Raw genomic sequence first — 24185 nt, 5'->3', positions numbered from 1 at the left:
GGCCGGAGTGGGCAGGTTGTGGCTCACGGAGTCTCGGCGAAGGAAGCCGTGGGTAAATAGGCGGGCGGGTGGAGGACCGGCGGCACTTTGAGGTCGACGGGTACGTCCACATCCCAGCCCAGGGCCGGGTCGGGTACGAGGCGCACGATGAGTCCTCGTCGGCGCGCCTCGGCGCGGTGGGCGGTGAAACTCCCGGCACCGTAGGCAAAGGCGAACCTGGCCTCGGCGGGCACGCACGCCACGTTGGTGCCGTCACCGTGGCGATCGGGCACGAGGGTGACGCCGTCGCCGTCGGCTAGCCACGCGAGATCGGTGGCGAGGGGCAAGTCGGCGTGGGCCACCACCACTCGCGCCACGCCCCGACGCGCCAGATGGGCCACCCCGGCCGCCACCGCGCCATTGAGGCCCAGGTTGGGAGTCCAAATCGTTTCCGCGCCAGACTCCTGCGCCCACACCCGCACGGCATCGTCATCGCAGACCACCGCCACCCGCAGGCCCCCGGCGGCACGAAGAACCGTGGCGGCCATGGCGCGGGCCAACGCTTCGCGCTCGGCGGGTTTTAGAGCCGGGTCGAGCCGCCGCTTGGCCTGGGAGAAGGATTTCACGGGCACCAACAGCGCCGCGGTAGGGCTTATCGACACGAGAGGTGGCCTGTCGCTCATCTTCCCAACCTAACGGGCGGCGAGAGTTCTATCCTCCCGGCCATGCCTATGCAGATTGCGGTTATCGGAGCCGGCTCGTGGGGGACCACCGTGGCGCACCTGTGTGCCAAGAACGTTCCCACCACGCTGTGGGCTCGGCGGGACGACATCGCCGCCGAAGTGCGCGACGCCCACGTGAATACGACCTACCTGTCCGGTTACACCCTCACGCCATCGCTTCACGCCACGGCGTCCTTGTCCGAAGCCGTGTCGGGCGCCGATGTGCTGGTGATGGGGGTGCCCTCACATGGGATGCGCCAAGCCGCCCGGGATCTGGCGGGGTTCCTGCGGCCTTGGGTGCCGGTGGTGAGCCTGGCGAAAGGATTGGAAGAGGGCAGCCGCTTGCGCATGACGCAGGTCTTGGCGGAAGAACTCCCCGGCCATCCCTGTGGGGTGCTTACGGGCCCTAACCTCGCCAAGGAAATCTTGGGAGGCGATGCGGCCGCGTCGGTGATTGCCATGGAGGACCCGGTGATCGCCCAGTCGTTGCAGGGAGTGTTCGCCTCTGATCTGTTCCGGGTGTACACGAACCCCGACGTGGTGGGTTGCGAACTCGCCGGTGCCCTCAAGAACGTGATGGCTATCGCTTCGGGTATGGCCGATGGGCTTGGCACTGGCGACAACACCCGCTCGGCGGTGATCACGCGTGGTCTTAGTGAACTCACCCGACTGGGCTGTGCGATGGGCGGTCAGCAATCGACCTTCGCTGGCCTGGCGGGTATGGGCGACCTCATCGCCACCTGCATTTCGCCGCACAGCCGCAACCGATACGTGGGGGAGCAACTCGGCCGGGGCCGCGCCATCGAGCAGATCATCGCGGAAATGAACATGGTGGCCGAGGGCGTGAAGACGTCACGGGTGGTGATGGAACTGGCGGCGGAACACAATGTGGACCTGCCCATCGCTGAGTCGGTCTTCATGGTGGTCCATGACGGCGCCCTGGCGGCCGAGGCCTATCGGGGCCTGCTAGGGCGGAATGTGAGTTCGGAGATGCACGGGATGCCCTAGGTCTGATTCGATGGGAGGGTGCGCCCGCGATCTCGTCCCGTTCCCGGTGAGGGGTGGGTGCAATCCCGGGGGGATGGGCGTTGGACCACCGTGGGGAACCTGGATGGGGCCACGCGCTGGCGGGTGGACCCGGCTGGTCTGGTCCAGACTGAGGGGGCGGCATGGTCGCTGGACTGGTGGATCGGGGCGGAGGATCGCTGGCATGTGCCCGCCCGGGAAGCCGCCGTGCGCCAAGAACTGCTCGGGAACGCTCCCGTGGTGGTCACCCGCGTGAAAGTGCCGAGCGGCGACGCCGTGCAGCGGGTGTATGCCGCCCGGGATGCCGCCGGCCAGGAAGCCCTGGTGGTGGAGATCACCAACGAGTCGACGGTGCCGTTTGCGGTGGCGTTGGCGGTGCGGCCCTACCCGGTGGACGGGCCGGGTCGGGTGGAGCGGATTGAGCTAGCCAACTCCATTGTTCGCGTCGACGGGAAGGCGGTGCTTTCGCTGTCGCGATCGCCGGGCCGTATGGCAATGTCCACCCGAGCGGGCGGCGACTCCGCGGCCATGGTCTTCGCCGGAGATGCCACCGTGGTGGCCCCGAGCGACACGCGTTGTGGGCACGGTCTGGCCCAGGGGGCCCTGCTCTTTCCCTTGGCCCACACCGCCACCCTGCGGGCGGTGCTGTTGGTGGCGGAGGCCCCGGTGGATTTCGACGCCTTGCCCGACGCCGAGAACGTGGCCAAGGGATGGGGTGCACACACTCGCGCCGGGGCTCGCTTTGAGGTACCCGAGCGGCGGGTACGAGAAGCGGTGCTGTCGAGTACCCGGTTCCTTCTGCTGGGTCCGGCCGGGCCGATCGAAGCGGCCGCTCTCGACCTGGCGGGCTTCGCGGAGGACGCCGCGCGCGCCTTGCTCCAGGACCCGATCCAACTCGTGGAGCGCGGTGGTAACGCCCTGGCCGCGCTCGCGGCGCTGGGGCAGCACTGGGCTCTCACCCGGGATGCCACCTTCGCCAAAGAGGCTACGGAACTGGTGGCGGCGCTGGTGCCCCGCCTGCCGAAGGGGGCGGGGGCGGTACCCGCTACGGTTTTGTTGCACGCGGCCGGTCTACTGACCGATGCCGGGGAGGACCGGGCGGCCAAAGACATGCAAGCCCTGGCCCAGCAGGTTGGTGGGCCCGATGGGTCGCAAGTGGATGACCTCACCGAGCGACTGGCGGAGGCGAGCAGTACCTGGACGTGGCCGGGGGTTCACGGTGGCCACGACCTTGCCGCCCATGCCGCCTTGGTCACCCTGGTCCGGGCCCGTCTTATCCAAGAGGTGCCCGGTGGACTCGCTCTCAGCCCGGGCATTCCCGAGGCCTGGCTGGGCCAGGGATGGGAGGTGCACGATGCGCCGACCGGCGCCGGGCGGTTGTCCTACGCCATCCGCTGGCACGGTGAGCGCCCGGCCCTGCTCTGGGAACTGGATCCCCATGATGGGCTTGGCCCGGTGCGCCTCACCACCCCCACGATCGATGCCGCGTGGTTCAGTACCGAACGCTCCGGCGAAGCGCTCCTGGCCCCCGTGCCGGTTCCTGAACGCCCGGCCAGGTCGCGCGGCCTCAGCATTCCGGTGGTCATTGAGCCAATGTCTCGACGGGAGCCGGAGTGAGCACGAGTTCGAACCCATCGAGGACTGAACTCGGGAAAGTCCTCGCGGCCATGGGGGTACCGTGGCCGGACATCGATGAGGCGCAGACGGACGGGACGCTGCTGCTGTTGGCCATCGACCATCTCGCCCTTGGTCAACCCCTTCAGTACGACCTCGCCGCCGCCTGCGCCGCCACCGGGTTACCGGCCGAGGAACTCCGTCATATTTGGCGGTCGCTGGGTTTCCCGGAGCCACAAGCCGGTGAATCGATCTTCTCCGATATTGACCTTGCGAACCTCACCGCCATGGCAGACCTGATGCACAGTGGGGCTGTTAGTGAGGAGGTCACCTACGGAATGACCCGCGTGATCGGCTCGTCCATGGCTCGAGTTGCCTTGGCCCTGATCGATGCTATGAGCGCCGGGAGTGGAGCGAGCGCCGCCGCTGAAGTCGACGACCTCGGCGACCAAGTCTTTGGACCGGTGACCAGCGAAGTAGGGGACTTGCTGCCGATGTTCCCGATCGTCCTCGAACAGGTGTGGCGCCGACATTTGCAGGCCGCCGCACGCCACCGTCGGCTTCGCGGTGATCAGGAGGACAGCGCCGGTCTTATCGTCGGTTTTGCCGATCTCGTTGGGTTTACCGCCCTGGCCCAGCAGGTGACTGACGAGGAACTGGCGGCGGTCGTGGACCGGTTCGAACGGTTGGCCTACGACGTAGTCATCGCCGGCGGTGGCCGGGTGGTGAAGATGATTGGTGACGAGGTGATGTTCCTCGTGGAGGATCCGGTGGCCGCCGGCGAGATCGCCCTCCGGCTGGCTGATGCCTCGCGCGACGCCGCCGAGTTGTCTGACGTTCGGGTGGGGCTCGCTCTCGGGCCGGTACTCGAACGAGAAGGTGATGCCTACGGGGCCACCGTGAACCTCGCCAGTCGCGTTACGGGTATCGCCTATCCGGGCACGGTGGTGGTCTCGCCCGAACTGCGCTTAGCGCTCGAAGATCATCCGAACTTTGCTTTCAAGAACATGCGGCCGCGCTCGCTCAAGAGCCTCGGACGGGTACAACTCTCGGTGCTGCTCCACGCCCACGATGCTCCGAACACCATCCGGGAAATAATCGACGAACGTCGAGGCCAGATGCGGGAGGCGATGCGAGAACGTCTCGCGGAATGGTCTTCCAGCCCTGCCGCTGAGGCCGACTCAGCCCCTGAGGGCCAGGTCGGCCTCAGCGGGCCGGAGAGCGGAGCGAAGGCCTACTGACCGACGGCCGCGGGGCGCTTAGCCGTTGGGGTATTTCGGAGACGGGCCATAGGTATTGGTGGCCTTCTCGCTGTCTAAGACGTAAAAGACGATGAGAACGATGGCTCCGATGCCGGTGAGAAGGAGGAGGAGCCACCAGCCTGACTTGCCGCTGTCGTGGAGGCGGCGGATTTGGACACAGATGTTCGGGATAAGTACGGCCAATGCATAGATGCTCACGAACAGCTGTTGATTCCAGATAAGAGGAAGACCTAAGAGAGATGAAAGTGCGCCCAGAATGATGGCGATGACCAGGTTGGCCAGAACGAAGTACCAGAACTCAGCGCGGCGAGCCCGCCCGGTGGGGTTGGCGTAGTTGTCAACGACAACGGACTTCCAATTTCCCCACAAAGAGTTTTTTTGCATGGTTGGCGCCTTCCGGGAATCGCGACTGTTGCGAAGATGGGATTCTGCGTGAGAAGCCAAAGGTTACGGAAGGGTCTCCCTCGCCGGGCGGATGCTACCGAGATCGACGAGCCCGACTTCCCTGCGGTCAGTCCTCGCTGATCGCCGCCGTGGCGATCTGCCAGGGGCCGAGGGTGAAGTGGTTGGCGAAGGCCTCCACTCGCCGACCCCGCAGATCGACGAGGGATCCGTGCCGCCCGTCGAGGCCGACGGTGGTGGTCTGCGCGCTCGGGTTGAAGACCCGCACATGCAAGGCGCCGGCCTCGCGGGTGACGGCGCTCACCTCCACCCCGGTGATCAGCAGCGCTTGCCCCTGAGTGGCGGCGGAGTCGACGTGACCCCCGCCGCGGGTAACCAGAAGGGGGAGGAAGGCATCGTCGACCACCGCGTACGGGTTGCGACCACCAACGTGAAGCGCGAATCGGGCTTCGACGCGATGCTGCGATTGGGGGGCTTCCAGCGGGGTCAGCGGACCCGCTGGGAGGGCCCGAGTGGTCATCGGACCCTGGGAGAGCATCCCGGTGCAGCGCAGGAGGGTGAGGGCGAGGGCCCCGGCGGTGGTGGCGGTGGCATCCAGGTCGATGAGTTCGTATTCCAGGAGGCCTTCGTGCGCCACGGTGAGGCCACCGGCCGACACGAATCGGCGGCTTGGGTAGGTGGGGATGCCCTGCTCGGTGACCCCCCCCTCGGCGCAAAGGCCGCGCTCGACGGTGGCGAAGGCACATTCGGCTAGCGAGCCCTCGGCGCGCTGGGGAAGCGGGAGATGGACCCGCAGGCGATGGTCACGTACACCGTGGTTGTCGAATTCGATGTGCACGCGCACAACATCGTCGCCGGCGTGCAGTTCGAGGGTGGTGCGCACCTCAACGGGGTGGGCGCCCACTCGCGCTTCGTCTTCGATGTGCGTGGGGAGCACGTAGGTGCGCAGAATCTCTACCCGGGCGCGTACTGGGCCGGCTTCCAGCACGTTGGTGGTTACCGAGCGCGCCGTGTCCACCACGGTCTCCATCCTCGGTGGGGACCAGTTGTAGGTATCGCCGTCGTCGCCGCCGTCTACGAGTTGACCGAAGCCCTTCACGCCATCGATGGCGAAGGTGCCCTCTGTTGGGTCGATCTCAATCGTGATCGCACCGTTGGTCAGGTGTAACTCGTCGGCGCTGACCGGGTTGGTGGTGACCGAAGCGCCGGTCCAGGCCTGCCAACCGAAGCCAGCGACGTTGGCAACCTGACCCAGCACGGTCACGGCCGCCCGATTCGACACTCGCACCCGCACTCCTTCGCCCGCGTGGTTCTGGCGCAGATCGGTCAGTGCCCTCCGCACCGGCGGGGTAACCAGCGTGCCGGCGGGTTCGCGCTCCACCCGGATCAGTTCGGTTCCGTCGGATGCATCAATGCTGAAGGCGGTGATGTTGCGGGCGTACTCCAACTCGCTCACCATGATCGTGGCGACCTCCGTCGTGATGCCCTCCATCAGCACCCGCTCCGCCGGTCGGGCCGACACCAGTTGGCATCCCTCGGGTACCTCGGTACCCGGGAAGCGCATCTCCACCACCCCGTGGCGGGTGCGGGATGAACTGTTCACGATCACCGGCACGGTGCCATCCACCCCGATGGTGGCCCCGAGCGAGTGGAGGGCTCGGTCAGTAAGACCGTCGGCGATCTGACTGGCCTCGGCAAAGCGATGGAGGACCGCCGCCCCCACGGCATCGGCGGAACAGGCGCAGATGGAGTCGTGGGCGCTGTTGCGGATCACCTCGAGCCAGGCTTCATCGAGCAACGCACCGGGCCAGTCGGCCGCCGGGAGGAACAGCGCGGAGAGGGGCTCGGCTTGGCGTTCAAGGGCTCGTTCGGCCCGGGCCGCAGCCTGTTTCACATCCACCCGATTGGAGCCCACGCCCATCAGGAGGTTGGCCCGCGCCCCTGAACGCAGTTCGCCGGTCCAGGTGGGCAGTCCTTCGGTCGGGGCGGTGGTGACGTGGTCAACCAGCGAGCCGATGCGCAGTTCGTAGCCGGCGTCGAGCGCGTTGGCTTCGGCCACCACCCGGCCCAGCCACGACTGCGGCATGAGGTGGTCGGTGCCGTTCATCCACAAGATGGGCCCGGTAAGCAGATCGCCCTGCTCCTCCTCGAACTCACCGATTCGCCGCAGTAGGGCGGACGCATCGTTGGGGACCAAGGCACCGTTGCCGTAGCCCAACGGGAGATACTCGGCCCGCACGGTGGAACCGTCGGGGGCCGACCACCAGAACCCAGTGCGGTTGATGGCCGAGGGCACCCCGCGCCACACCACCGTGTGCTCGAAGCCAAACAGGCGGAGGATCTGTGGCATCTGGGCCGCATGGCCGAACATGTCGGGTAGGTAACCGACCTCCATGGCCCCGCCGAACTCGGCCGCTACGGCCAATCCACGCGCCAGGTTGCGCACGAGGGTTTCGCCGGAGACAAGGAACTCATCGGGCAGCGTGTACCACGGGCCCATCGCCAGGCGGCCGGTGGCGGCCAGGGCCCGCAGCCGATCCTCGGCCTCGGGCCGCACGGCCAAATAGTCCTCCACCACGGCCATCTGGCCGTCGAGGAGGAAGTGGGCGTAGGCCGGGTCGGTTTCGAGTTGGGGTAGGAGCCCGTCGAGTAGGTCCACCAGTTTGAGGCGGAACGACTGGTACGGCAGGTACCACTCTCGATCCCAGTGGGTGTGCGGAATGATGTTGACGCGTCGAGCCATGAGGAGCAGGTGTGGGTGGTTACGTTGTGTCGTTACGGCGAGGGGTTTTTGTCGATCACGATGCCGAGGGTGTCGGCGCGAGCGGCGGGCCAGTGGAGGTTCAGTCGCTCCAGCGCCTGAAGCATGATCGTGGCGGCGGCCCAGTCTCGGTACCACTTGCGGTCCGCCGGGATCACATGCCACGGGGCTGGCTTGGTGTTGGTGCGGGTGAGCATTTCGGCGAAGGCGGCGTGCCAGTCGTTCCAGTGGGCCCGGGCCTGGAGGTCACTCGGCTCGAACTTCCAATGTTTGGAAGGCGTATCGAGCCGGGCCTGGAGGCGTTTCTTCTGTTCGTCCTTCGACAGATGAAGAAAGAGTTTCACGATGGTTGTGCCCTCGTCGGCCAGCATGGATTCGAAGGCATTGATGTGGGCGTAGCGCTTCCGCCAGTGGGTTTCGGGGACGAGTTGTAGGACACGGACGGCCAGCACGTCTTCGTAATGGCTGCGGTCGAACACGCCGATCTCTCCCCGGGAGGGGACGTTGGCGTGCACCCGCCAGAGGAAATCTCGAGCCAGTTCGGCTTCGCTGGGGGCCTTAAACGACGTGACCCTCAGGCCGGCGGGGTTCACGGAGCTAAAGACCCGGTTGATGGTGCCGCCCTTGCCCGACGTGTCGATGCCCTGGAGCACGACCAGCACCCTTTCCTGTTGGCGAGCCCACAGGATCTTTTGCAACTCGGCGATCCGGGCAGTGAGCAGCGCCGTGGCCTGCTGGGTGCCGACCTTGTTCCCGGGGGCCGCCGAGGCGTCGTCGGTGGCGAAGGTTTGAAGATCAACCTTCGTACCCAACGGGAGGCGGTGCGGGAGGCGGTTGCCCATCAAGGGTGAGTCTAGGAGACACTGTTGGGTGTGTGCGATCTGTTGTGTGCGTTACCCGGGGTCACCGGCGCCTCCACCCTGTTCGCCAAGAACAGCGACCGCCCTCCCGGTGAGATCCAGGTGTTCGAGCGGTTCCCGCCGCGTCGCGACCGTCCCGGTACCGCCACCACCTGGGTGGAGGTGCCGCCGCACCCGGCTGTCACGCTGGCGGTGGTTGGTTCCCGGCCGAGTTGGGGTTGGGGGTTGGAGCACGGCGTGAACGAAGCGGGGGTGGCGGCCGGTAACGCCTCGATTTACACCACGGCCGACCCACGGCGAGCCCCCGACGGGCTCACCGGGATGGACCTAGTGCGACTGGCCCTCGAACGCGCCGTCACCGCCACCGCCGCCGTGGAGATCATCGGCGACCTCATCGCCACGGTGGGTCAGGGGGGATCGGGTCATGAAGGGGGGCGGCGCCCCTACTGGTCGTCGTTTCTTCTGGCCGATCCGCAGCGGGCGTATGTGCTGGAGACCTCTGGAGCCGAGATGGCCGTGGAGTCGGTGGTGGATGTGCGGGCCATCTCCAACCGCACGACGATCGCCGCCTTCGACGCCGTTCATCGTCACCCCCGACAGCCGGTGGAGGTGCGGGTGGATCCGCGCCTGGCCGCTTCGGTGCACGCCCTGGCAGCCCGGCCGGTCGACGTGGCGGGCCTGCAGGCCCATCTCTCATCCCACCAGGGCGGCCCCGATGGTTGGACGATCTGTATGCATGTAGACGACCCCGATCATGGCGAAGTGACGGCGGCGTCGATGGTGGCCGAACTGCACGGCGACGCGCCTTCGGTGGTGCACTACCTCGTTGGTCATCCGTGCACGGGGCGATACGAGACCATGGAGATCTGAGGTCATCGGCCCGCCATCGGCGGGGTCGGTAGAGTCTGGGAGGTGCCTCCGACTCGCTCCACTACGAGGGTGAGACCGGGGAGTGTGCCCACCCTACGCAAGGCGCTCACGGCGTCGGCGCCCTCCTTGGCGGTGGAACGTAGGCTCTGGGCTGAGGGCCATGATGTGGTGGTGGGGATCGATGAGGTTGGTCGGGGGGCGTGGGCCGGGCCTCTCACCCTGGGCGCGGCAGTGGTGCCGAAGGACCGACGCGTCAACAAAATCCGGGATTCGAAGATGCTCACCGAAACTGAGCGCGAGGCGATGTTCGACCGGATCGCCACCTGGTGTGTGGCCTGGTCGGTGGGGCATGCCAGCGAGGAAGAGTGCGACGAACTGGGTATGTCCGAGGCCCAACGATTGGCGGCCCGACGCGCTCTTGATGCCCTCGGACTCCCCGCCGATCGGGTGCTGCTGGATGGGAACTGGGATTTCGTGGGAGAAGGCACCAGCGAGTTGTTAGTAAAGGGAGACGCCCACTGTCTGTCGATTGCCGCCGCCTCGATTCTGGCCAAGGTCACCCGCGACCGCATCATGCGGGCCGAAGCGGAGCATCGCCCGTACTGGAATTTCGAACGCAACAAGGGGTACCCCTGCCCCCGGCACAAGGTGGCCCTCCAGGGCATGGGGCCATCGGCCATTCACCGCCGCAGTTGGGTGTTTATGGATGATCTTCCGTGGGCCGGTGTGCCGCGTCTGGTTCCGCCCGCGCCCCTTCGCCCGGCCCGGCGCGGTCAAACGGCGCTGTTGTGATGTCCGACGATGACGCAAGGGACCTCGAGGCAGACTTGCGCCGCACCCTCGCCGATCTGCAGGCGCTGTCCCTCGAGGCCACGGCGTGGGTTGCGGTGCTCGCCGATCTCAATCGAATCGCCGATGCCTTGGAGGCCGAGGCGGATGCCATGACCCGCGCGATGCTGCTTTCGCTGTCCCAGGCTGCCTTCGAAGGCAAGGTGCGCCAACGCCTAGCGGGGGCGGACGGACGCGCTGCGCTCGTGATTGCCACCAAGCCCACCAGTGCTCTGCCGGTAGTGGGTGCCCTCAGCGCGGTGGCCCTGATCGGGGTTGGATATCTACTCGGCGGGCCCTCGGTTGCGCTGCTCGCGGGGGGGTTTGCTCTGTTCATCTTTGGCGTGGCGCTGGCCGGCACTCACACCACCAAGGACCGTGTCGACCGAAGCCGAACACCGGTGGCAGGACCCGAGGCCATCGAGGTTGCGCCTCGGGTGGTTATCGATGCCATCAGGCGAATCGAAGGGCTCCTATGACCGGAGCGTTGTCAACTCCCCACGGCTTGGTGGTCGGAAAGTTTTATCCGCCCCACGAAGGTCATCACCTTCTGATCAACACGGCGGCTGCTTGCAGTGACCGAGTTACCGTGCTCGTGCTATCCCACGAGGTGGAGTCGATCCCTCACCGGGATCGGTTGGCGTGGCTACGCGAAATTCATGCCCATCAAGGGAACGTGACCTTCGTAGGAGTGATCGACGACCATCCCGTGGACTTCAGCGACCGCGCCCTGTGGGACATCCACGAGGCGGTGTTCCGAGCGGGGGTGGCGGCGGTTACCGTCGAGGCGGTCACCGCCGTGTTCAGTTCCGAGGAGTACGGGCCGGAGTTGGCCCGGCGTTTCGGTGCCATCGCGGTGCCCGTCGATGATGATCGCGGCTTGGCCCCGGTGAGCGGTACCGCCGTGCGGGCTGACCCGATAGCCCATTGGCATCGGATGATGCCTCCGGTACGGGCCTGGTTCGCTCGCCGGGTCGTGGTGCTGGGAGCGGAGTCCACGGGGACCACCACCATGTCGCACGCGCTGGTGGATGCCCTGCGGGCGCGCGGGGGTGCCCACGGGCGCACCCAATGGGTTCCGGAGCACTGCCGGACTATGGCCGTGGCCAAGTTGGCCAAAGACCGCGCCAATGCCGTGCTCGCCGGGGTCGCACCCCCGGAGATGGCCGAACTGATCTGGCATTCCGAGGAGTTCGTGGTGATGGCCGAGACACAGAACGCCCTCGAAGACGCGGCGGCCCGTTCGGGTGGTCCCGTGCTCGTGTGCGATACCGATGCCTTCTCGGTGTCGATCTGGCACGAGCGCTACATGGGTGTTAGCAGCGCCGCGGTGGATGTACTGACCCGCCATCATCCCCTCTACCTGCTTACCCACGATCACGATGTCCCCTTCGAACAGGACGGATTTCGTGATGGTGAGCTGATCCGCCCCTGGATGACGAGTCGATTTGAGGAGGCATTGAGCCAGAGCGGCCGACGGGTACTGGTGCTCGAAGGGTCTTTCGAGACGCGGTTGGACCTGGCCCTGGGCGCCATCGACGAGATGCTCGATCAGGGATGGAGCCTGGCCGACCCCCTCACCCCCGCATCTTGATTCCAACCGGGTCGATGTGGTGCTCTGCGCGCCCATAATGGTTGTGATGTTGGGACCGACTGGTAGGCCATCACGATGACCAGCCCCCCAGAGGAACCCACGCGGCGGGAAGCCACCCAGGCGCGCTACGCGGCGGAACGCCAAAAGCGGCTACGAGCCGACGGCAACGACCAGTACCTAGAGATGACCGGGCCCTATGCCCACTACCTCCACGACCCGTACACCACCGTCACTCCTCGGGCTCCCTTGAGCGACGATGTGACGGTCGCTCTCATCGGCGGTGGCTTCGCCGGGCTCATCACCGGCGCCCGTCTCGTGCAGGCGGGTATCACCGACGTGCGCATCATCGAAAAGGGTGGCGACGTGGGGGGCACCTGGTACTGGAATCGCTACCCCGGTGCCCAGTGCGATGTGGAGTCGTACATCTATCTGCCGCTCCTGGAGGAAACCGGCTACATCCCGGGCGAGAAGTACGCCTACCGGCCGGAGATCCAGGAGCACTGCCAGCGCATCGCCACGCACTTCGGTCTCTACGACAACGCGCTCTTCAGTACCGAGGTGACCTCGGTCGAATGGGACGACGCCGCTTCCCGCTGGGTCATTCACACCAACCGAGGCGACGCGGTGCGGGCGCAGTTCATTGTGATGGGAAATGGCCCGCTCCACCGGCCGAAACTTCCGGGTATCCCCGGCATCGAGTCCTTCGCCGGCCACTCCTTCCATACGAGTCGTTGGGACTACGCCTACACCGGCGGCCATTCGGGCGGGGGCTTGGACCAACTCGCCGACAAACGGGTGGGCATCATCGGCACCGGCGCCACCGCCGTACAGTGCGTTCCCCACCTGGCGAAAGCCTGCCAGGCGTTGTACGTCTTTCAGCGCACGCCGTCGTCGGTGGACCGGCGAGGGAACCAGCCCACTGATCCCGCCTGGGTGGCGTCACTGGAGCCGGGCTGGCAACGGGACCGGATCGCCAACTTCACCGCCTTGACTTCGGGTTCGGGGTCCTCGGAAGACCTGGTGATGGACGGGTGGACCGACATCTATCGCCGCACCATGGACCGCATCGCCGAGACCGGCGATCTCAGCCCGGATGGGGTTACCGCGGCCCTAGAGGATTCGGACTTCTCGAAGATGGACGAGATCCGGGCGCGGGTAGAAGAGATCGTGGAGGACCCAACCACTGCGGATTCGCTCAAGGCCTGGTACCGGCAGTTTTGTAAACGGCCCTGTTTCCACGACGGCTATCTGGAGAGTTTCAACGAGCCCGGCGTGCATCTCGTAGACACCGAGGGCCGGGGTGTCGAACAGATCACCCCCACCGGAGCGGTGGTGGCGGGACAGGAATACGAAATCGATTGCCTCATCTACGCCACCGGCTTCGAGGTGGGGACGTCGCAGGCCCGCCGGTCGGGCTACGACCTCATCGGGCGCCACGGCAAGACCCTCTCGGGGTATTGGGCCGAGGGCACTCGGTCTTTGCACGGGATGCACGTACACGGCTTTCCCAACGCCTTCGTGGTGGGCTTCAGCCAGGGCGGCGTGTCGGCCAACTTTCCGCACCTGCTCGAAGAGTGTTCGAAACAGATCGTCTACATCGTGGGCGCCGTGCTCGATGCCGGAGCGGTGGCGGTGGAGGTAACCGCCGCCGCTGAGGATGAATGGGTGCGCGAGATCATCGCGAACCCCCCGCAGTTGGGCGGCTTCGGGAATACGAAAGACTGCACCCCCGGGTACTTCAACGGCGAAGGAAAGCCCGTGCCCGGAGGGGCGCAGAACGGTTTCTACGGTGCCGGGACGATGGCCTTTTTTGAACTCCTCGCCCAATGGCGCGCCGAGGGTGGGTTGGTAGGGCTCGACCTGCGCTCCTGATCTTGGGGCGCCGCCACGGCCCGGGTCTTAGTTCTTCGGGATGTCCTTGAACGGGCTGTTGGAGTCGATGCCCGAGTCCTTCGGGAGACCGAGCACGCGTTCGCCCACGATGTTGCGCAGGACCTCGTCGGAACCACCGGCGATGCGCATGCCCGGGGTGCCACACACGAACTGTGACCAGGCGTACGTGCCCCATTCGCCGGTGTCGGCCACCATGCGGGCGCCAAGCACGCTGGCGGCAAACGCGGCCGTGCGGGTGAGGTTGTCGGTGAGGGCCATCTTGGCGATGGACATCTCTGGGCCGGGCAGTTGGCCGGCCTTGATCTTGTCGAGAGCGCGTTGGTTGGTGAACTTGGCCACCTGGAAGCGGGTGTAAATGTCCATCAGGCGATCGCGGTGCACGGCGCTGTCGCCGTAACCGAAGTGCTGCATCATCTGGGCCAGACGCGTGACGTTCGCCAGGCCCATGCCGCCGCCCCCGCCGCCCGCCCCGATCGACGCTCGCTCGTTCATCAAGGTGGTGAGGGCCACGGACCACCCCTGGTTCACATCGCCAAGGCGATGATCGTCGGGCACTTTCACTTCGTTGAAGAACACCTCGTTGAAGGACGCGCCGCCGGTCATCTGACGCAAGGGGCGCACCTCCACCCCGGGGGCGTGCATGTCCACGATGAAGCCGGTGAGGCCTTTGTGCTTGGGAAGATCGGGGTCGGTACGACAGATGATCTCACCGATGTCGGAGTACTGGGCGCCGGAGGTCCACACCTTCTGGCCGGTGATGACCCACTCGTCGCCGTCGCGTTCCGCCTTGGTCTGTAACCCGGCGAGGTCAGAGCCGGCACCGGGTTCGCTGAAGAGTTGGCAGCCCACGAGGTCGGCCCGGTACATCGCTGGCAGGTAGCGGGCCTTCACATGCTCCTGGGCATGATCTTTGATGGTGGGGGCCACCATGCCGAGGCCGATGCCGAAGAATCCTTGGTCGGGCACGTCATAGAGGCCCTCGAGGTTGCCGTAGAGGCGGTCGTAGGCGGCCGGGAGGTCGCGGCCACCCAAGTGCGCGGCTCCGGAGATGTACCCCAGGCCGGCGTCGAAGCGCCGGGCGCGCCAGTCCTTCGCAGTGGCGAGATCCCGTTGCTCCTTGGCGCGGTCTACCTCTTCGAACATGGAGACATCGTCTTCACCCTCGCCCCACACGAATTTTTGGTGACTGTTGTCGCGTTTGGGCTTGGCATTGGCGTCGAGGAAGGCTCGTACCTCGGCTTCGAACTCGTCGATGGTGGGCTGGTCGGCCATGCGGTGGGTCCCCTTGCGAGTGGTACTTGACTGAATGGTCAAGATAGCCCGGCGGATTAGACTTCACCCATGTTGTGGCGTCGGTGGACGGTTTTGCTGTGCGCTTGGACGTTGATCATCTGGACTACCCGCATCAGCAACATCTGGAACGACGATGCGCTCTCGAACGGGGAAAAGTGGGGTCGGACCGGCCTGGCGGTGAGTTTTACGGTGCTGGCGCTCGCCACCCTGGCGACCCTGTGGAGGAAGGCTCGCGGGCACGCGGTAGTGCTGAAGGCCCTGGCGGGATGGACGATCGGGGTGTGGCTGGCCCGCTCGGTGGGCATCGCCACCGGTGACCACGCCGTTGCCTTTGTGGCGGTCCACCTGGGGTTGGCTGGAGTGTCCATTGCGCTCTCGGTCCTGGCCCTGCGCGAACAGGGCCGCGCCGCCCCGGTGGCCTAACCCGCGCCCGTGGCCAGAAGAACACGGCCCTGATCAGCGGGCCCGCCGTCGCATCCGGGCCGGATTCCGCCGGCGGGAGCCGCATGGGTAGCATCAGAGTTCGTATGGGCCAGTTGATCACCGTCGTCGAAACACCCTCCGCCACCAACCCGTCCATTCTGCGGTTGGACACGAACCGGGCGCTGTCGGGGATGGGCCACGATCGCTACGAGGGCCCACCGGGGCCGCTGCGGCAGCGACCCGTGGACGAGTTGGCCCGCCGCCTGTTTGCTACGGGCGAGGTAGACAAGGTGCACATCAACGGCTCGGTGGTGACGGTCACCTTGATCAGCGGCCGCACCGGCGAGGGCCTGGGCGATGTTGTCCGCGGTCTGTTCCGTTACTACGGCGACGCCCCGGCGGTGCCGACCGCGCCCGACGAGGGCTAGCCGCCGCCGACATCCCCGGCCGCCGGGGGCGGTGGGGTAATGTCTGGAAATTCGTAGGGCTATGAGGGCCAGACGGAAACGATCCGGGGGGTCTTCATGGTCAGGTTCGTCACGCGTCCCATGCGTCTGATCGGTTTGGTGGGGGTGCTCGTAGCCTCTGCGGTGGCCACTACGGCGGGGGCTCCCACGGCCGCCGCCGATGGCCCGGGGGTGGGAAGCCCGTGGGTGGTCAGCCTGGGCGACTCGGCCATCTCGGGGGAAGCCGGCCGGTGGGCCGGCAACACGAATGTCTCGTCTAACAACGTCGATGCCGGTGGCAGCGATGCCTATTTCGACAACGCCGCCAACACCGGCGAGCAGATCCCCGGTTGTCATCGTTCTGAGTCTGCTGCCATCCACATCAGCACGGTGAACTCGCTCAATCTGGCGTGTTCGGGTGCCCGTGCCGCCACCCATGGCGGCGGAAGTTCCGACTTCAAACCAGGGCTCGACTTCTCCAACACCAGCAGCGGAAAGGGGCAGGCGCTCGCGTTGCAAGAGTTCGCCTCGACCCACAACGTGAAGATGGTGTCGGTGCTCATCGGGGCCAATGACTACGGGTTCGCCGATGTGTTGCAGGCCTGCTTCCTCGACTGGTACCTGTCGCCGTCGTGGTGGCCGAACTACTGCTACGACGACAGCGACATCGCGGCTCGTTTCACCGCCAGCAACATCTCCGCCAAGACCACCGCCATCAAGACCGGGCTCCTCAACGTGCGTCAGGCGATGGCCAACGCTGGCTACGCCAACTCGTCGTACACCATCATGGTCGACACCTACTGGTCGCCGATCCCCAATGGAGCGGCGAACCGTTACCCGCAGGGTGGCGGTTTCACCCGCCAAACCGTGGGCGGGTGCGGCATGTGGAACAAGGATGCCGACTGGGCCAACAACACTGTGGTGCCGACCTTCAACAACTCAATACGCAACGCCGTCACCCAGAGCGGGCTGACCAATATCAAGATCCTCGACTTCCAAACGGCGCTCAACGGCCGTCGACTCTGTGAAAACACCGTTGGGCTGCTCGAAGAGAAAGGGCTGGCGTCCTGGACGTCGGTCGGCGCAGTGGACAAGACCGAGTGGGTAAACCAGTTGCGGACCACCAGCACCGTGTTTGGCCCGTACCAGGTGCAAGAGAGTGTGCACGCCAACTACTGGGGCCAGCTCGCCATGCGCGCCTGCATGCGCCTCGCTTACAACGGTGGTGTGCCCGTGGCCGGTAGGTGCGTCCGCACCGGTACTGGCCTCAACGCCTACGGCGAACCAAAGATGGGTCTGAGCTAAGCGGGTGGCTCGGCCCCGGCGGGGCCGAGCCGCCGTTGCGGCCGTCAGCCCCCGTTAGGCTAGAACGTGTTCTAGTTCTGTCGTCCTCAGGGGGACCATTGACCGCACTCGGTTTTCGTCTCTTCGACGCCGACAACCACTACTACGAGGCCACCGATGCCTTCACCCGGCACCTGGATCCGGCTATGGCGCGCCGAGGCGTTCAGTGGATCAATCTCGATGGCAAAGCGCGGCTCATGGTGGCCGGGAAGATCAACCGCTTCATCCCGAACCCCACCTTCGATCCGGTGGCCAAACCAGGGGCACTCGACGATTACTTCCGGGGCAAGACCCCGGGTGACGACATCCGGGCCGCCTTCGGGGAGTTGGAACCGATCCGACCCGAATATCGCAATCGCGATGCCCGCCTCGAGGCGATGGATGCCCAGGGCATCGAGGGGTGCTTCCTGTTCCCCACCATGGGCGTGGGCATGGAAGAAGCGCTCTGCCACGACCCGACTGCCGCGGCCGCGTCGTTCACCGCTTTCAATCGGTGGATGGAAGACGACTGGGGCTACGCCTACCAGAACCGTATTTTTGCCGCGCCCTACATCTCCCTTTTGGACCCCGGGGCGGCCGAGGCGGAGGTGTCGCGGGTACTCGACCACGGTGCTCGCGCCGTGGTGTTGCGCTCCGGGCCGGTAAAGGATCCGCTCGGCCACCGCAGTTACGGTGATCCGGCCCACGATGGGGTGTGGGCCCGCCTGAACGAAGCGAGGGTGCTCGTCGCGTTTCACTCTGGCGAGTCGGGCTACGGGTTCTTAGCCCAAGCATGGGGCCGGAACCCCGAGTTCGAAGCCTTTCGTCACGACCCGTTCAAGCAACTGATCACCGGTCATCGACCGATTTTCGACACGGTCGGTTCCTTCGTTTGCGATGGTGTCTTCCGTCGGTTCCCGAACCTACGGGTGGCCACCATCGAGTCGGGCAGCGACTGGGTGCCGTCGCTCGCCGCCGGACTCACCAAGGCCTTTCATCAACGTCCCACCGCCTTCGATGGCGTTGACCCTGCCCAACAACTTCGAGACCATCTGTGGGTATCGCCCTATTACGAGGACGACATCCGCGGTGTGGCCGATGTGCTGGGCGTGGAACGGGTGTTGTTCGGCTCCGATTATCCCCACGCCGAGGGATTGGCCGACCCGTCGAGTTTTGCCGACGATCTGGCTGGTTTCACCGCCGAGGAGATTCGCCTGATCATGCGCGACAACGGTCTGGCCCTCACCACATAGGTTTGACAGCATCGAACAAGTGTTCGATGCTGTTGGGTATGGGCAGTGAGGCAGTTCCGAGCACGCTGGCGGAACTAACCGAACGGATACGGCCGGTCACCTTGACCGCCGAGCGGCGACTGCCCGTGCTGCCGGCCTTTGCCACCCTGCTCCCCGGGGCCGGACTGCGACGGGGAGCCACGGTGTCGGTTGGCTCGGCGGTGGGAGTGGGGGGTGGCACTTCCCTGGCTCTGGCCCTGGTGGCCGAGGCCTCCCAGACGGGGTGCTGGGTGGCGGCTGTGGGCCTAGCGTCACTCGGTTTTGTCGCGGCCGACGAGATGGGCGTAGCCCTCGAGCGACTCGTCGTGGTAACAGCCCCCACCCGGGATGCCTGGGGGGGAGTAGTGGCGGCGTTGATCGACGGCTTCGACCTCATCATCCTCCCCGCCGACCGGGTGGGGGCGCGCCCGGCCGAGGCGCGGCGACTGGCTGCCCGCGCCCGTGAACGCGGGGTCGTACTGTTGCTCGTGGGGGTGGGCTGGCCCGAGGGAGCTGACCTCCAACTCGAGGTGTCCCGGGCCCGCTGGGAGGGCCTCGACAACGGACATGGCCATTTGCGGGCCCGTAAGGTGCGGATCATCCGGGGCGGTCGAGGCGAGGCTGCGTCGCCTCGCCGGGCGGACTTTTGGCTCCCGGGTCCGGATGGGAAAGTGCAAGAGGTCGCCCTCGCTCCCGTCCGCTCGTTGCGCTCGCTGCGCTGAGTCCGTGGTTGGCTTGCGCACACTGGTGGTGGAATGCACCGACTGGTCCATCACCGCGGCGGGAGTGTCCCCCCAGGTACCCGCCGCGGTGTTTCACGCCAATCGGGTGACGGCTACCTCGCCGGCTGCCCGGGAGCATGGGGTGGCGTTGTATCAGCGGCGACGGGAGGCACAATCGCGCTGTCCTTCACTGCTGGTCATCGCCGGCGACCCCGCCCGTGACGCCCGGGCCTTCGAACCCATCGTGGCCAGTCTCGATGCCCTCACTCCCCGGGTGGAGATCACCCGCCCGGGAGAAGTGGCCTTTCCCACCCGGGGGCCGTCTCGCTTTTTCGGGGGCGACGAGGGGTTGGTGTCCCGCACCCACGCCATTGTGAGCGAGGTACTGGGGGAGCGGGGCCGCGCCCGGGTGGGGGTCGCCGATGGCATCTTCGCGGCCACCCTGGCCGCCGAGATCGCCCGTTGGACGGCGGTTGTTCCGGTGGGGGGTACCCCCGCTTTTCTGGCTCCGCTTCCGGCGGCCACGCTGGATCGGCCTGAGTTGGTGGACGTACTCGGTCGCCTCGGGGTGGGCACGCTCGGCGCGTTAGCGGCGTTGCCTGAACGCGACATGCTGGCCCGCTTTGGGAAGCCGGGTCAGGCGGCCTGGCGGCTAGCCGCGGGTCTCGACGAGCGCCCACCGGCACTGGGTCCGCCCCCCGCTGATCTCACCGTGAGCACCGTCTTGGATCCCCCGGCCGACACGGTGGCCCCGGCGGCCTTCCTGGCTCGCGGTCTGGCCGAGGAACTACACGACCGACTGTGGCGGAGGGGATCGGCCTGTACGCGGGTGGTGATCGGGGCGGAGACCGAGCACGGTGAACACCTCGAACGGGTGTGGCGGGCTGAGGGCATCCTCACCGCGGCGGCGATAGCCGATCGGCTCCGCTGGCAACTCGATGGCTGGCTTCAGGGGTCGGCGCGGCACCGGCCCACCTCTGGTATCAGTCGCCTGTGGCTCACCCCGGAAGAGATCGTGCCCGCCGGTGGCCCGCAACTCGGATTCTGGGGAAGCGACATCGCCACCGTCGATCGGGCCAGCCGTGCCGTGGCGCGGGTGCAGGGCCTCCTCGGTATGGAATCGGTGGCGGTGCCCGAGTGGCGCGGGAGCCGCGACCCTGCCACCCAGGTCGTGTTGGTGTCTGCCGCCGCGGTAGACCTCGCCGCCGCTCGTCCCGAGGCGCACCGCGATCGGGTGGTGGGTCCGTGGCCGGGCCGGTTGCCAACCCCGTCACCGGCGTGGGTTCACGGCGATCCGCCGGGAGCCGAGGTGGTTGATGCCGCCGGGGATGTTGTGCTGGTGAGCGGCCGGGGTGCGCTATCGGCCCCCCCCTGGCGGGTATCGGTAGCGGGGGGCCCGTGGGCGGAGGTTCTCCACTGGGCCGGGCCCTGGCCGCTTGAAGAGTGGGGGTGGGACACGGCCCGTCGCCGCCGTCGCGCCCGTCTCCAGGTCGTGACCAACGACGGGCAGGCCCGCCTTTTCGTCCTCGAGTTGGGCCGGTGGCGGGTGGAGGCCACCTACGACTGAAGCCGCCGGTGGGCGGGCGCAGGAATCGGGGAGGTCACACCCACTTGCCGGGATTGAGAATCCCGGCTGGGTCAAGGGCGGCTTTCACCGCCCGGGTGATCTCCATCACATCGGGGCCGAGTTGCTGGGCGAGGTGGCGGGCCTTGAGGGTGCCGATGCCGTGTTCGCCGGTGATGCTGCCACCGAGCGCCAGCGCGGCCTCCATCACCGCGTCGAAGGCGTCCTCGGCTCGGGCGGTGGCCTCCGGATCGCGAGCATCGAAGGTCACCAGTGGGTGGAAGTTGCCGTCACCAGCGTGTCCGATGACGGGAATGGCCGTGCCGTGACGCTCCGCAATGGTCACCACCGCCGCCACCAGGTCGGGGATACGCGGAATCGGCACACTGACGTCTTCGATGAGCACCGTGCCCAATCGCTCGACGCACGGGATCACCATCCGCCGCGCCGCCATGAGCATTTCGCCCTCCTCGGGATCGTCGGACACGGCGACGTAGGTGGCCCCGGCCTGGGTGAAACAAGCGGCCACCGCTGTTGCCTCGGAGGCAGAACCGTCCACCTGGGCCAGGAGCAACGCGCCGATCGAGGGGTCGAGGCCCATGGGTCGCACGGCTTCCACCGCGGCCACCGCCGCCGCGTCCATCAGTTCGAGGGCCGCCGGGCGAACACTGGCCATCACCGCAGTAACAGCGTGGCCCGCGGCCACCACATCGGGGAAGGTGGCGATGATGGTGGTGGTAGGCGGGGGGAGAGGGCGCAGGCGCAGGGTGGCTTCGGTGATGATCCCGAGGGTGCCCTCCGAGCCCACGAAGAGCCGCTTGAGGTCGTACCCGGCTACGTCTTTGATCGTGGAGCCACCGAGACGAAGGGCACGGCCATCGGCGAGCACCACCTCCAGGCCCAACACGTAGTCGGTGGTCACGCCGTATTTCACGCAGCACAATCCGCCGGCGTTGGTGGCTAGGTTCCCGCCGATCGAACAGATCTCGAACGACGACGGATCGGGTGGATACCAGAGGTCGTGCACCCGGGCGGCGGCTTTTACCTCGACATTGAGGAGGCCGGGTTGAACCACCGCCACCATGGCGGCAGGGTCGACGGTGATGGCCCGCATGCCTTCGGTGCTCAGGGTGATGGCCCCATCGATCGCACAGGAACCACCGGAGAGTCCGCTGCCGGCTCCGCGCGGCACCACCGGTATTGCGTACTGGCTGGCCACCCGCAGCGTGGCCTGCACATCGCTGGTGCTGGTGGCGCGCACCAGGGCCAGGGGGGTACCAGGGACCACCGTGGTGGCGCGGTCGTAGCGGTAACGATCCATGACGTCGACGTCGGTCTCTACCGCCGCGTCGGGTAGGGCATCGCGAAGCGCCTGGAGGGCGACGGCGGGCGCGGGGTGCGCGAGGGGGGTCATCCCCTGGGACACTAGGGCGCGGTGGGCACGCCGTCCGGTGCGCGGCACCGGGCCCTTCGGCCTGGCACGATGGTGCGGTGGACACCGAGGGAGTGCAGCAGGCTCTGCCCCGGCGCAGGTTCGCCGCGTGGATCCCGCTGGGGCTGATGGTGGCGATGATGTGGGGGGTGGAGTTGGTGGACATTCCCCTCGGTGGCGGCCTCGACCGTTTCGGCATTCGGCCCCGGCGCGTGGATGGGCTCGACGGCATCGTCGCTTCCCCATTCCTCCACGACGGGTTCGGTCACCTGGTGGCCAACACCCTTCCCTTTCTGGTGATGGGCAGCGTGGTCGCTCTGGGGGGCGCCCGCCGCTTCGTGAAGGTGACGGTCATCATTGGGTTGGTGGCCGGGGCGGGCACCTGGCTGACGGGCTCATCCCAGTCGATCCACATCGGGGCGAGCGGCTTGGTGTTTGGCTACTTCACCTACCTCTTGCTGCGGGGCCTGTTCGACCGTCAGGTCGGCTACCTCATCGTGGGGGTCATCACCTTCGTGGTCTACGGGGGAGCGCTGTGGGGGCTGTTCCCCCGGCCGGGAGTCTCCTGGCAGAGCCACGTCTTCGGTGCCCTCGGCGGGGTGGTGGCGGCCTTTGTGGTTCATGGCGGGCGCTCGGAAGACGACGAAGCCTGAGCGAGGAGCGGGTGGGCCCGGCGCCCGCCCTCGGGGTTAGTGGGCCGGCACCGGCAGTCGGCTGAGCGCTGTGCCCATGAGGTCGATGAAGTTGTCGGCGTAGAACGCCTGACGCACGGCCTCGGAGGCGTCTCCGAGACTCGTCTCGAATCGCTCCATCGGCCGCCGCCCCCCTTCAACGTGGGGGTAGTCGGTGGAGAACAAGGGCACCTCACTCCCAGCCTGCTCCACGATCCAGCGCACGTCCTCGGTGGGATAGGGCGTGGCCCGGATTTGGCGGCGCACAAACTCACTGGGGCGCAGCGAGAGATTCCGCAGCCGCGCCTCGTGCTTCGCGAAGGCGTCGAAGGCGCTCTCCATCTGGCGCATCCAGCCTGGCATCCAGATCGCCCCCTGCTCGATGACGCCGATCTTCAGGGCCGGATGCCGCTCGAGGACCCCATCGAAGATCATGGTGGCCAGTGTTTGGGTGGGGGGCCCGGGGATAGCCATGTAGTCCACCGAGCGGAAGTTCTCATCGCCGCCGTGGAAGTCCGGCACATAGGCCCCGCCGTTTACGAAGTAGCTCGGGTGGAGTAGTTGGCCCCCGCCACCCACGTGCAGCACGATCGGAATCCCGGCTTCCTCCGCCTGGCGCCACACCGGATCGAGGCCGAGGTGGCTGGGCGAGTGCTCGTTGGGGCACCCACTCGGGATGAGGAGGGCGGCGGCCCCCATGGCGAGGGCCTCGCCGGCGATGGCGGCCGAACGCTCGAAGTTGGCGAGGGGGACATAGCAGGTGGGCAGGAGACGGGGATCGACCGAACAGAACTCGACCATGCCGCGGTTGTGGGCGGTGGCGGCGCCGTAGGCGAGATCCACGTCGCCGCTGCGTTCCAACCGCAGCAGGTGACCGTTGTTGAAGGTGTTGAAGAGCAACTGACTAGCCACGCCGAGCAGATCGAGGGCAAGGGGACGATCAGCGGCAATGGTGCTGCCGGTGGCTTTGAAGTTCTTACGATCCATGATCTCCTCGGCATCACGCGCCCGGAAGACGGGGTCGGCGTGGCGGGCCTTCATCTGATCGATCGCCTCGGCCTCACCCGGAGACAGGGCGAGGTCCGCGTTGGGTTGCAACTTTGCCCGCACCGATGGGTCGGCGTGGTCCAGGAGCCAGGTGGGCTCTTCCATAATGTGGGCGTCGGCATCGTGGACGACGCGGCCTTCGATATAGGGCATCGGATTCCCCTGATCTTTGGTGCGCATGC

Annotated in this window: 22 protein-coding genes; 15 read left to right on the top strand and 7 right to left on the bottom strand. The window is 66.8% G+C overall.

What is annotated here, in order from left to right; translation table 11 throughout:
- Positions 1–23: 23 nt before the first annotated feature.
- Complete coding sequence (gene cofC / locus EXQ71_03645) at positions 24–662, bottom strand: 2-phospho-L-lactate guanylyltransferase (protein MSO86600.1); 639 nt, start codon at positions 660–662, stop codon at positions 24–26.
- Between the two features lie 42 nt (positions 663–704).
- Here cofC and EXQ71_03640 point away from each other — a divergent pair, with 42 nt between their 5' ends.
- From EXQ71_03640 to EXQ71_03630, 3 genes are read left to right on the top strand one after another with little or no spacing between them, the layout of a single operon-like run.
- Entirely contained in the window at positions 705–1709 is a 1005-nt protein-coding gene (locus EXQ71_03640; GenBank protein MSO86599.1) for an NAD(P)H-dependent glycerol-3-phosphate dehydrogenase, read from the top strand.
- An 18-nt stretch (positions 1710–1727) separates the two neighbouring features.
- Positions 1728–3344 carry a hypothetical protein gene (locus tag EXQ71_03635; GenBank protein ID MSO86598.1) on the top strand — a complete coding sequence of 539 codons (1617 nt, stop codon included), beginning with the start codon at positions 1728–1730 and terminating at the stop codon, positions 3342–3344.
- Positions 3341–4582, top strand: a complete 1242-nt coding sequence (locus tag EXQ71_03630) for an adenylate/guanylate cyclase domain-containing protein (protein MSO86597.1) — start codon at positions 3341–3343, stop codon at positions 4580–4582. The genes EXQ71_03635 and EXQ71_03630 overlap by 4 nt, the downstream gene beginning before the upstream one ends.
- A gap of 18 nt (positions 4583–4600) precedes the next feature.
- Here EXQ71_03630 and EXQ71_03625 read toward each other — a convergent pair whose 3' ends face one another.
- The 3 genes from EXQ71_03625 to EXQ71_03615 form a co-directional block, all read right to left on the bottom strand.
- A complete protein-coding gene (locus EXQ71_03625) occupies positions 4601–4987 on the bottom strand; it encodes a DUF805 domain-containing protein (GenBank protein MSO86596.1) in 387 nt (128 codons plus the stop codon).
- Between the two features lie 127 nt (positions 4988–5114).
- On the bottom strand, positions 5115–7748 hold the full coding sequence (locus EXQ71_03620) for a hypothetical protein (protein MSO86595.1): 2634 nt from the start codon (positions 7746–7748) through the stop codon (positions 5115–5117).
- Between the two features lie 32 nt (positions 7749–7780).
- On the bottom strand, positions 7781–8608 hold the full coding sequence (locus EXQ71_03615; GenBank protein MSO86594.1) for a polyphosphate kinase 2 family protein: 828 nt from the start codon (positions 8606–8608) through the stop codon (positions 7781–7783).
- Positions 8609–8632: 24 nt separating this feature from the next.
- Here EXQ71_03615 and EXQ71_03610 point away from each other — a divergent pair, with 24 nt between their 5' ends.
- The 5 genes from EXQ71_03610 (at position 8633) to EXQ71_03590 (ending at position 13790) form a co-directional block, all read left to right on the top strand.
- Positions 8633–9496 (top strand): hypothetical protein, encoded by an 864-nt coding sequence (locus EXQ71_03610; protein ID MSO86593.1) that lies wholly within the window; start codon positions 8633–8635, stop codon positions 9494–9496.
- 69 nt (positions 9497–9565) lie between these two features.
- Positions 9566–10288: a ribonuclease HII gene (locus EXQ71_03605; protein MSO86592.1), complete on the top strand. Its 723-nt coding sequence runs from the start codon at positions 9566–9568 to the stop codon at positions 10286–10288.
- Positions 10288–10803, top strand: a complete 516-nt coding sequence (locus tag EXQ71_03600) for a hypothetical protein (GenBank protein ID MSO86591.1) — start codon at positions 10288–10290, stop codon at positions 10801–10803. Before EXQ71_03605 ends, EXQ71_03600 begins: the two co-directional genes overlap by 1 nt.
- Complete coding sequence (locus EXQ71_03595; GenBank protein ID MSO86590.1) at positions 10800–11918, top strand: transcriptional regulator; 1119 nt, start codon at positions 10800–10802, stop codon at positions 11916–11918. The genes EXQ71_03600 and EXQ71_03595 overlap by 4 nt, the downstream gene beginning before the upstream one ends.
- A gap of 75 nt (positions 11919–11993) precedes the next feature.
- The gene (locus EXQ71_03590) at positions 11994–13790 is read left to right on the top strand and encodes an NAD(P)/FAD-dependent oxidoreductase (protein MSO86589.1); all 1797 of its coding nucleotides are present in this window, start codon (positions 11994–11996) and stop codon (positions 13788–13790) included.
- A gap of 27 nt (positions 13791–13817) precedes the next feature.
- Here the strand turns inward: EXQ71_03590 and EXQ71_03585 are convergent, their stop codons facing one another.
- Positions 13818–15083, bottom strand: coding sequence for an acyl-CoA dehydrogenase (locus EXQ71_03585; GenBank protein ID MSO86588.1), 1266 nt, complete (start codon positions 15081–15083; stop codon positions 13818–13820).
- 69 nt (positions 15084–15152) lie between these two features.
- On the opposite strand from EXQ71_03585, the gene EXQ71_03580 reads away from it, so the two are divergent.
- From EXQ71_03580 to EXQ71_03555, 6 genes are all read left to right on the top strand, one after another.
- Positions 15153–15527 (top strand): hypothetical protein, encoded by a 375-nt coding sequence (locus EXQ71_03580; protein ID MSO86587.1) that lies wholly within the window; start codon positions 15153–15155, stop codon positions 15525–15527.
- Between the two features lie 104 nt (positions 15528–15631).
- A complete protein-coding gene (locus EXQ71_03575) occupies positions 15632–15955 on the top strand; it encodes a hypothetical protein (protein ID MSO86586.1) in 324 nt (107 codons plus the stop codon).
- Between the two features lie 120 nt (positions 15956–16075).
- The gene (locus EXQ71_03570) at positions 16076–17278 is read left to right on the top strand and encodes a hypothetical protein (GenBank protein ID MSO86585.1); all 1203 of its coding nucleotides are present in this window, start codon (positions 16076–16078) and stop codon (positions 17276–17278) included.
- Between the two features lie 185 nt (positions 17279–17463).
- Complete coding sequence (locus EXQ71_03565) at positions 17464–18549, top strand: amidohydrolase (GenBank protein ID MSO86584.1); 1086 nt, start codon at positions 17464–17466, stop codon at positions 18547–18549.
- Positions 18550–18587: 38 nt separating this feature from the next.
- Complete coding sequence (locus EXQ71_03560; GenBank protein ID MSO86583.1) at positions 18588–19289, top strand: hypothetical protein; 702 nt, start codon at positions 18588–18590, stop codon at positions 19287–19289.
- A gap of 4 nt (positions 19290–19293) precedes the next feature.
- Entirely contained in the window at positions 19294–20856 is a 1563-nt protein-coding gene (locus EXQ71_03555) for a DNA polymerase Y family protein (protein MSO86582.1), read from the top strand.
- Between the two features lie 34 nt (positions 20857–20890).
- Here EXQ71_03555 and EXQ71_03550 read toward each other — a convergent pair whose 3' ends face one another.
- Positions 20891–22267, bottom strand: a complete 1377-nt coding sequence (locus tag EXQ71_03550; GenBank protein MSO86581.1) for an FAD-binding protein — start codon at positions 22265–22267, stop codon at positions 20891–20893.
- A 146-nt stretch (positions 22268–22413) separates the two neighbouring features.
- On the opposite strand from EXQ71_03550, the gene EXQ71_03545 reads away from it, so the two are divergent.
- The gene (locus tag EXQ71_03545; GenBank protein MSO86580.1) at positions 22414–22938 is read left to right on the top strand and encodes a rhomboid family intramembrane serine protease; all 525 of its coding nucleotides are present in this window, start codon (positions 22414–22416) and stop codon (positions 22936–22938) included.
- Between the two features lie 36 nt (positions 22939–22974).
- Here the strand turns inward: EXQ71_03545 and EXQ71_03540 are convergent, their stop codons facing one another.
- Entirely contained in the window at positions 22975–24156 is a 1182-nt protein-coding gene (locus EXQ71_03540; protein MSO86579.1) for an amidohydrolase, read from the bottom strand.
- Positions 24157–24185 lie beyond the last annotated feature (29 nt).

This window comes from Acidimicrobiia bacterium (assembly GCA_009694375.1).
Taxonomy (GTDB): Bacteria; Actinomycetota; Acidimicrobiia; order Acidimicrobiales; family VFJN01; genus VFJN01.
Note: the sequence above shows the minus strand (reverse complement) of the source record. Positions and strands in the feature narration are given on the sequence as shown.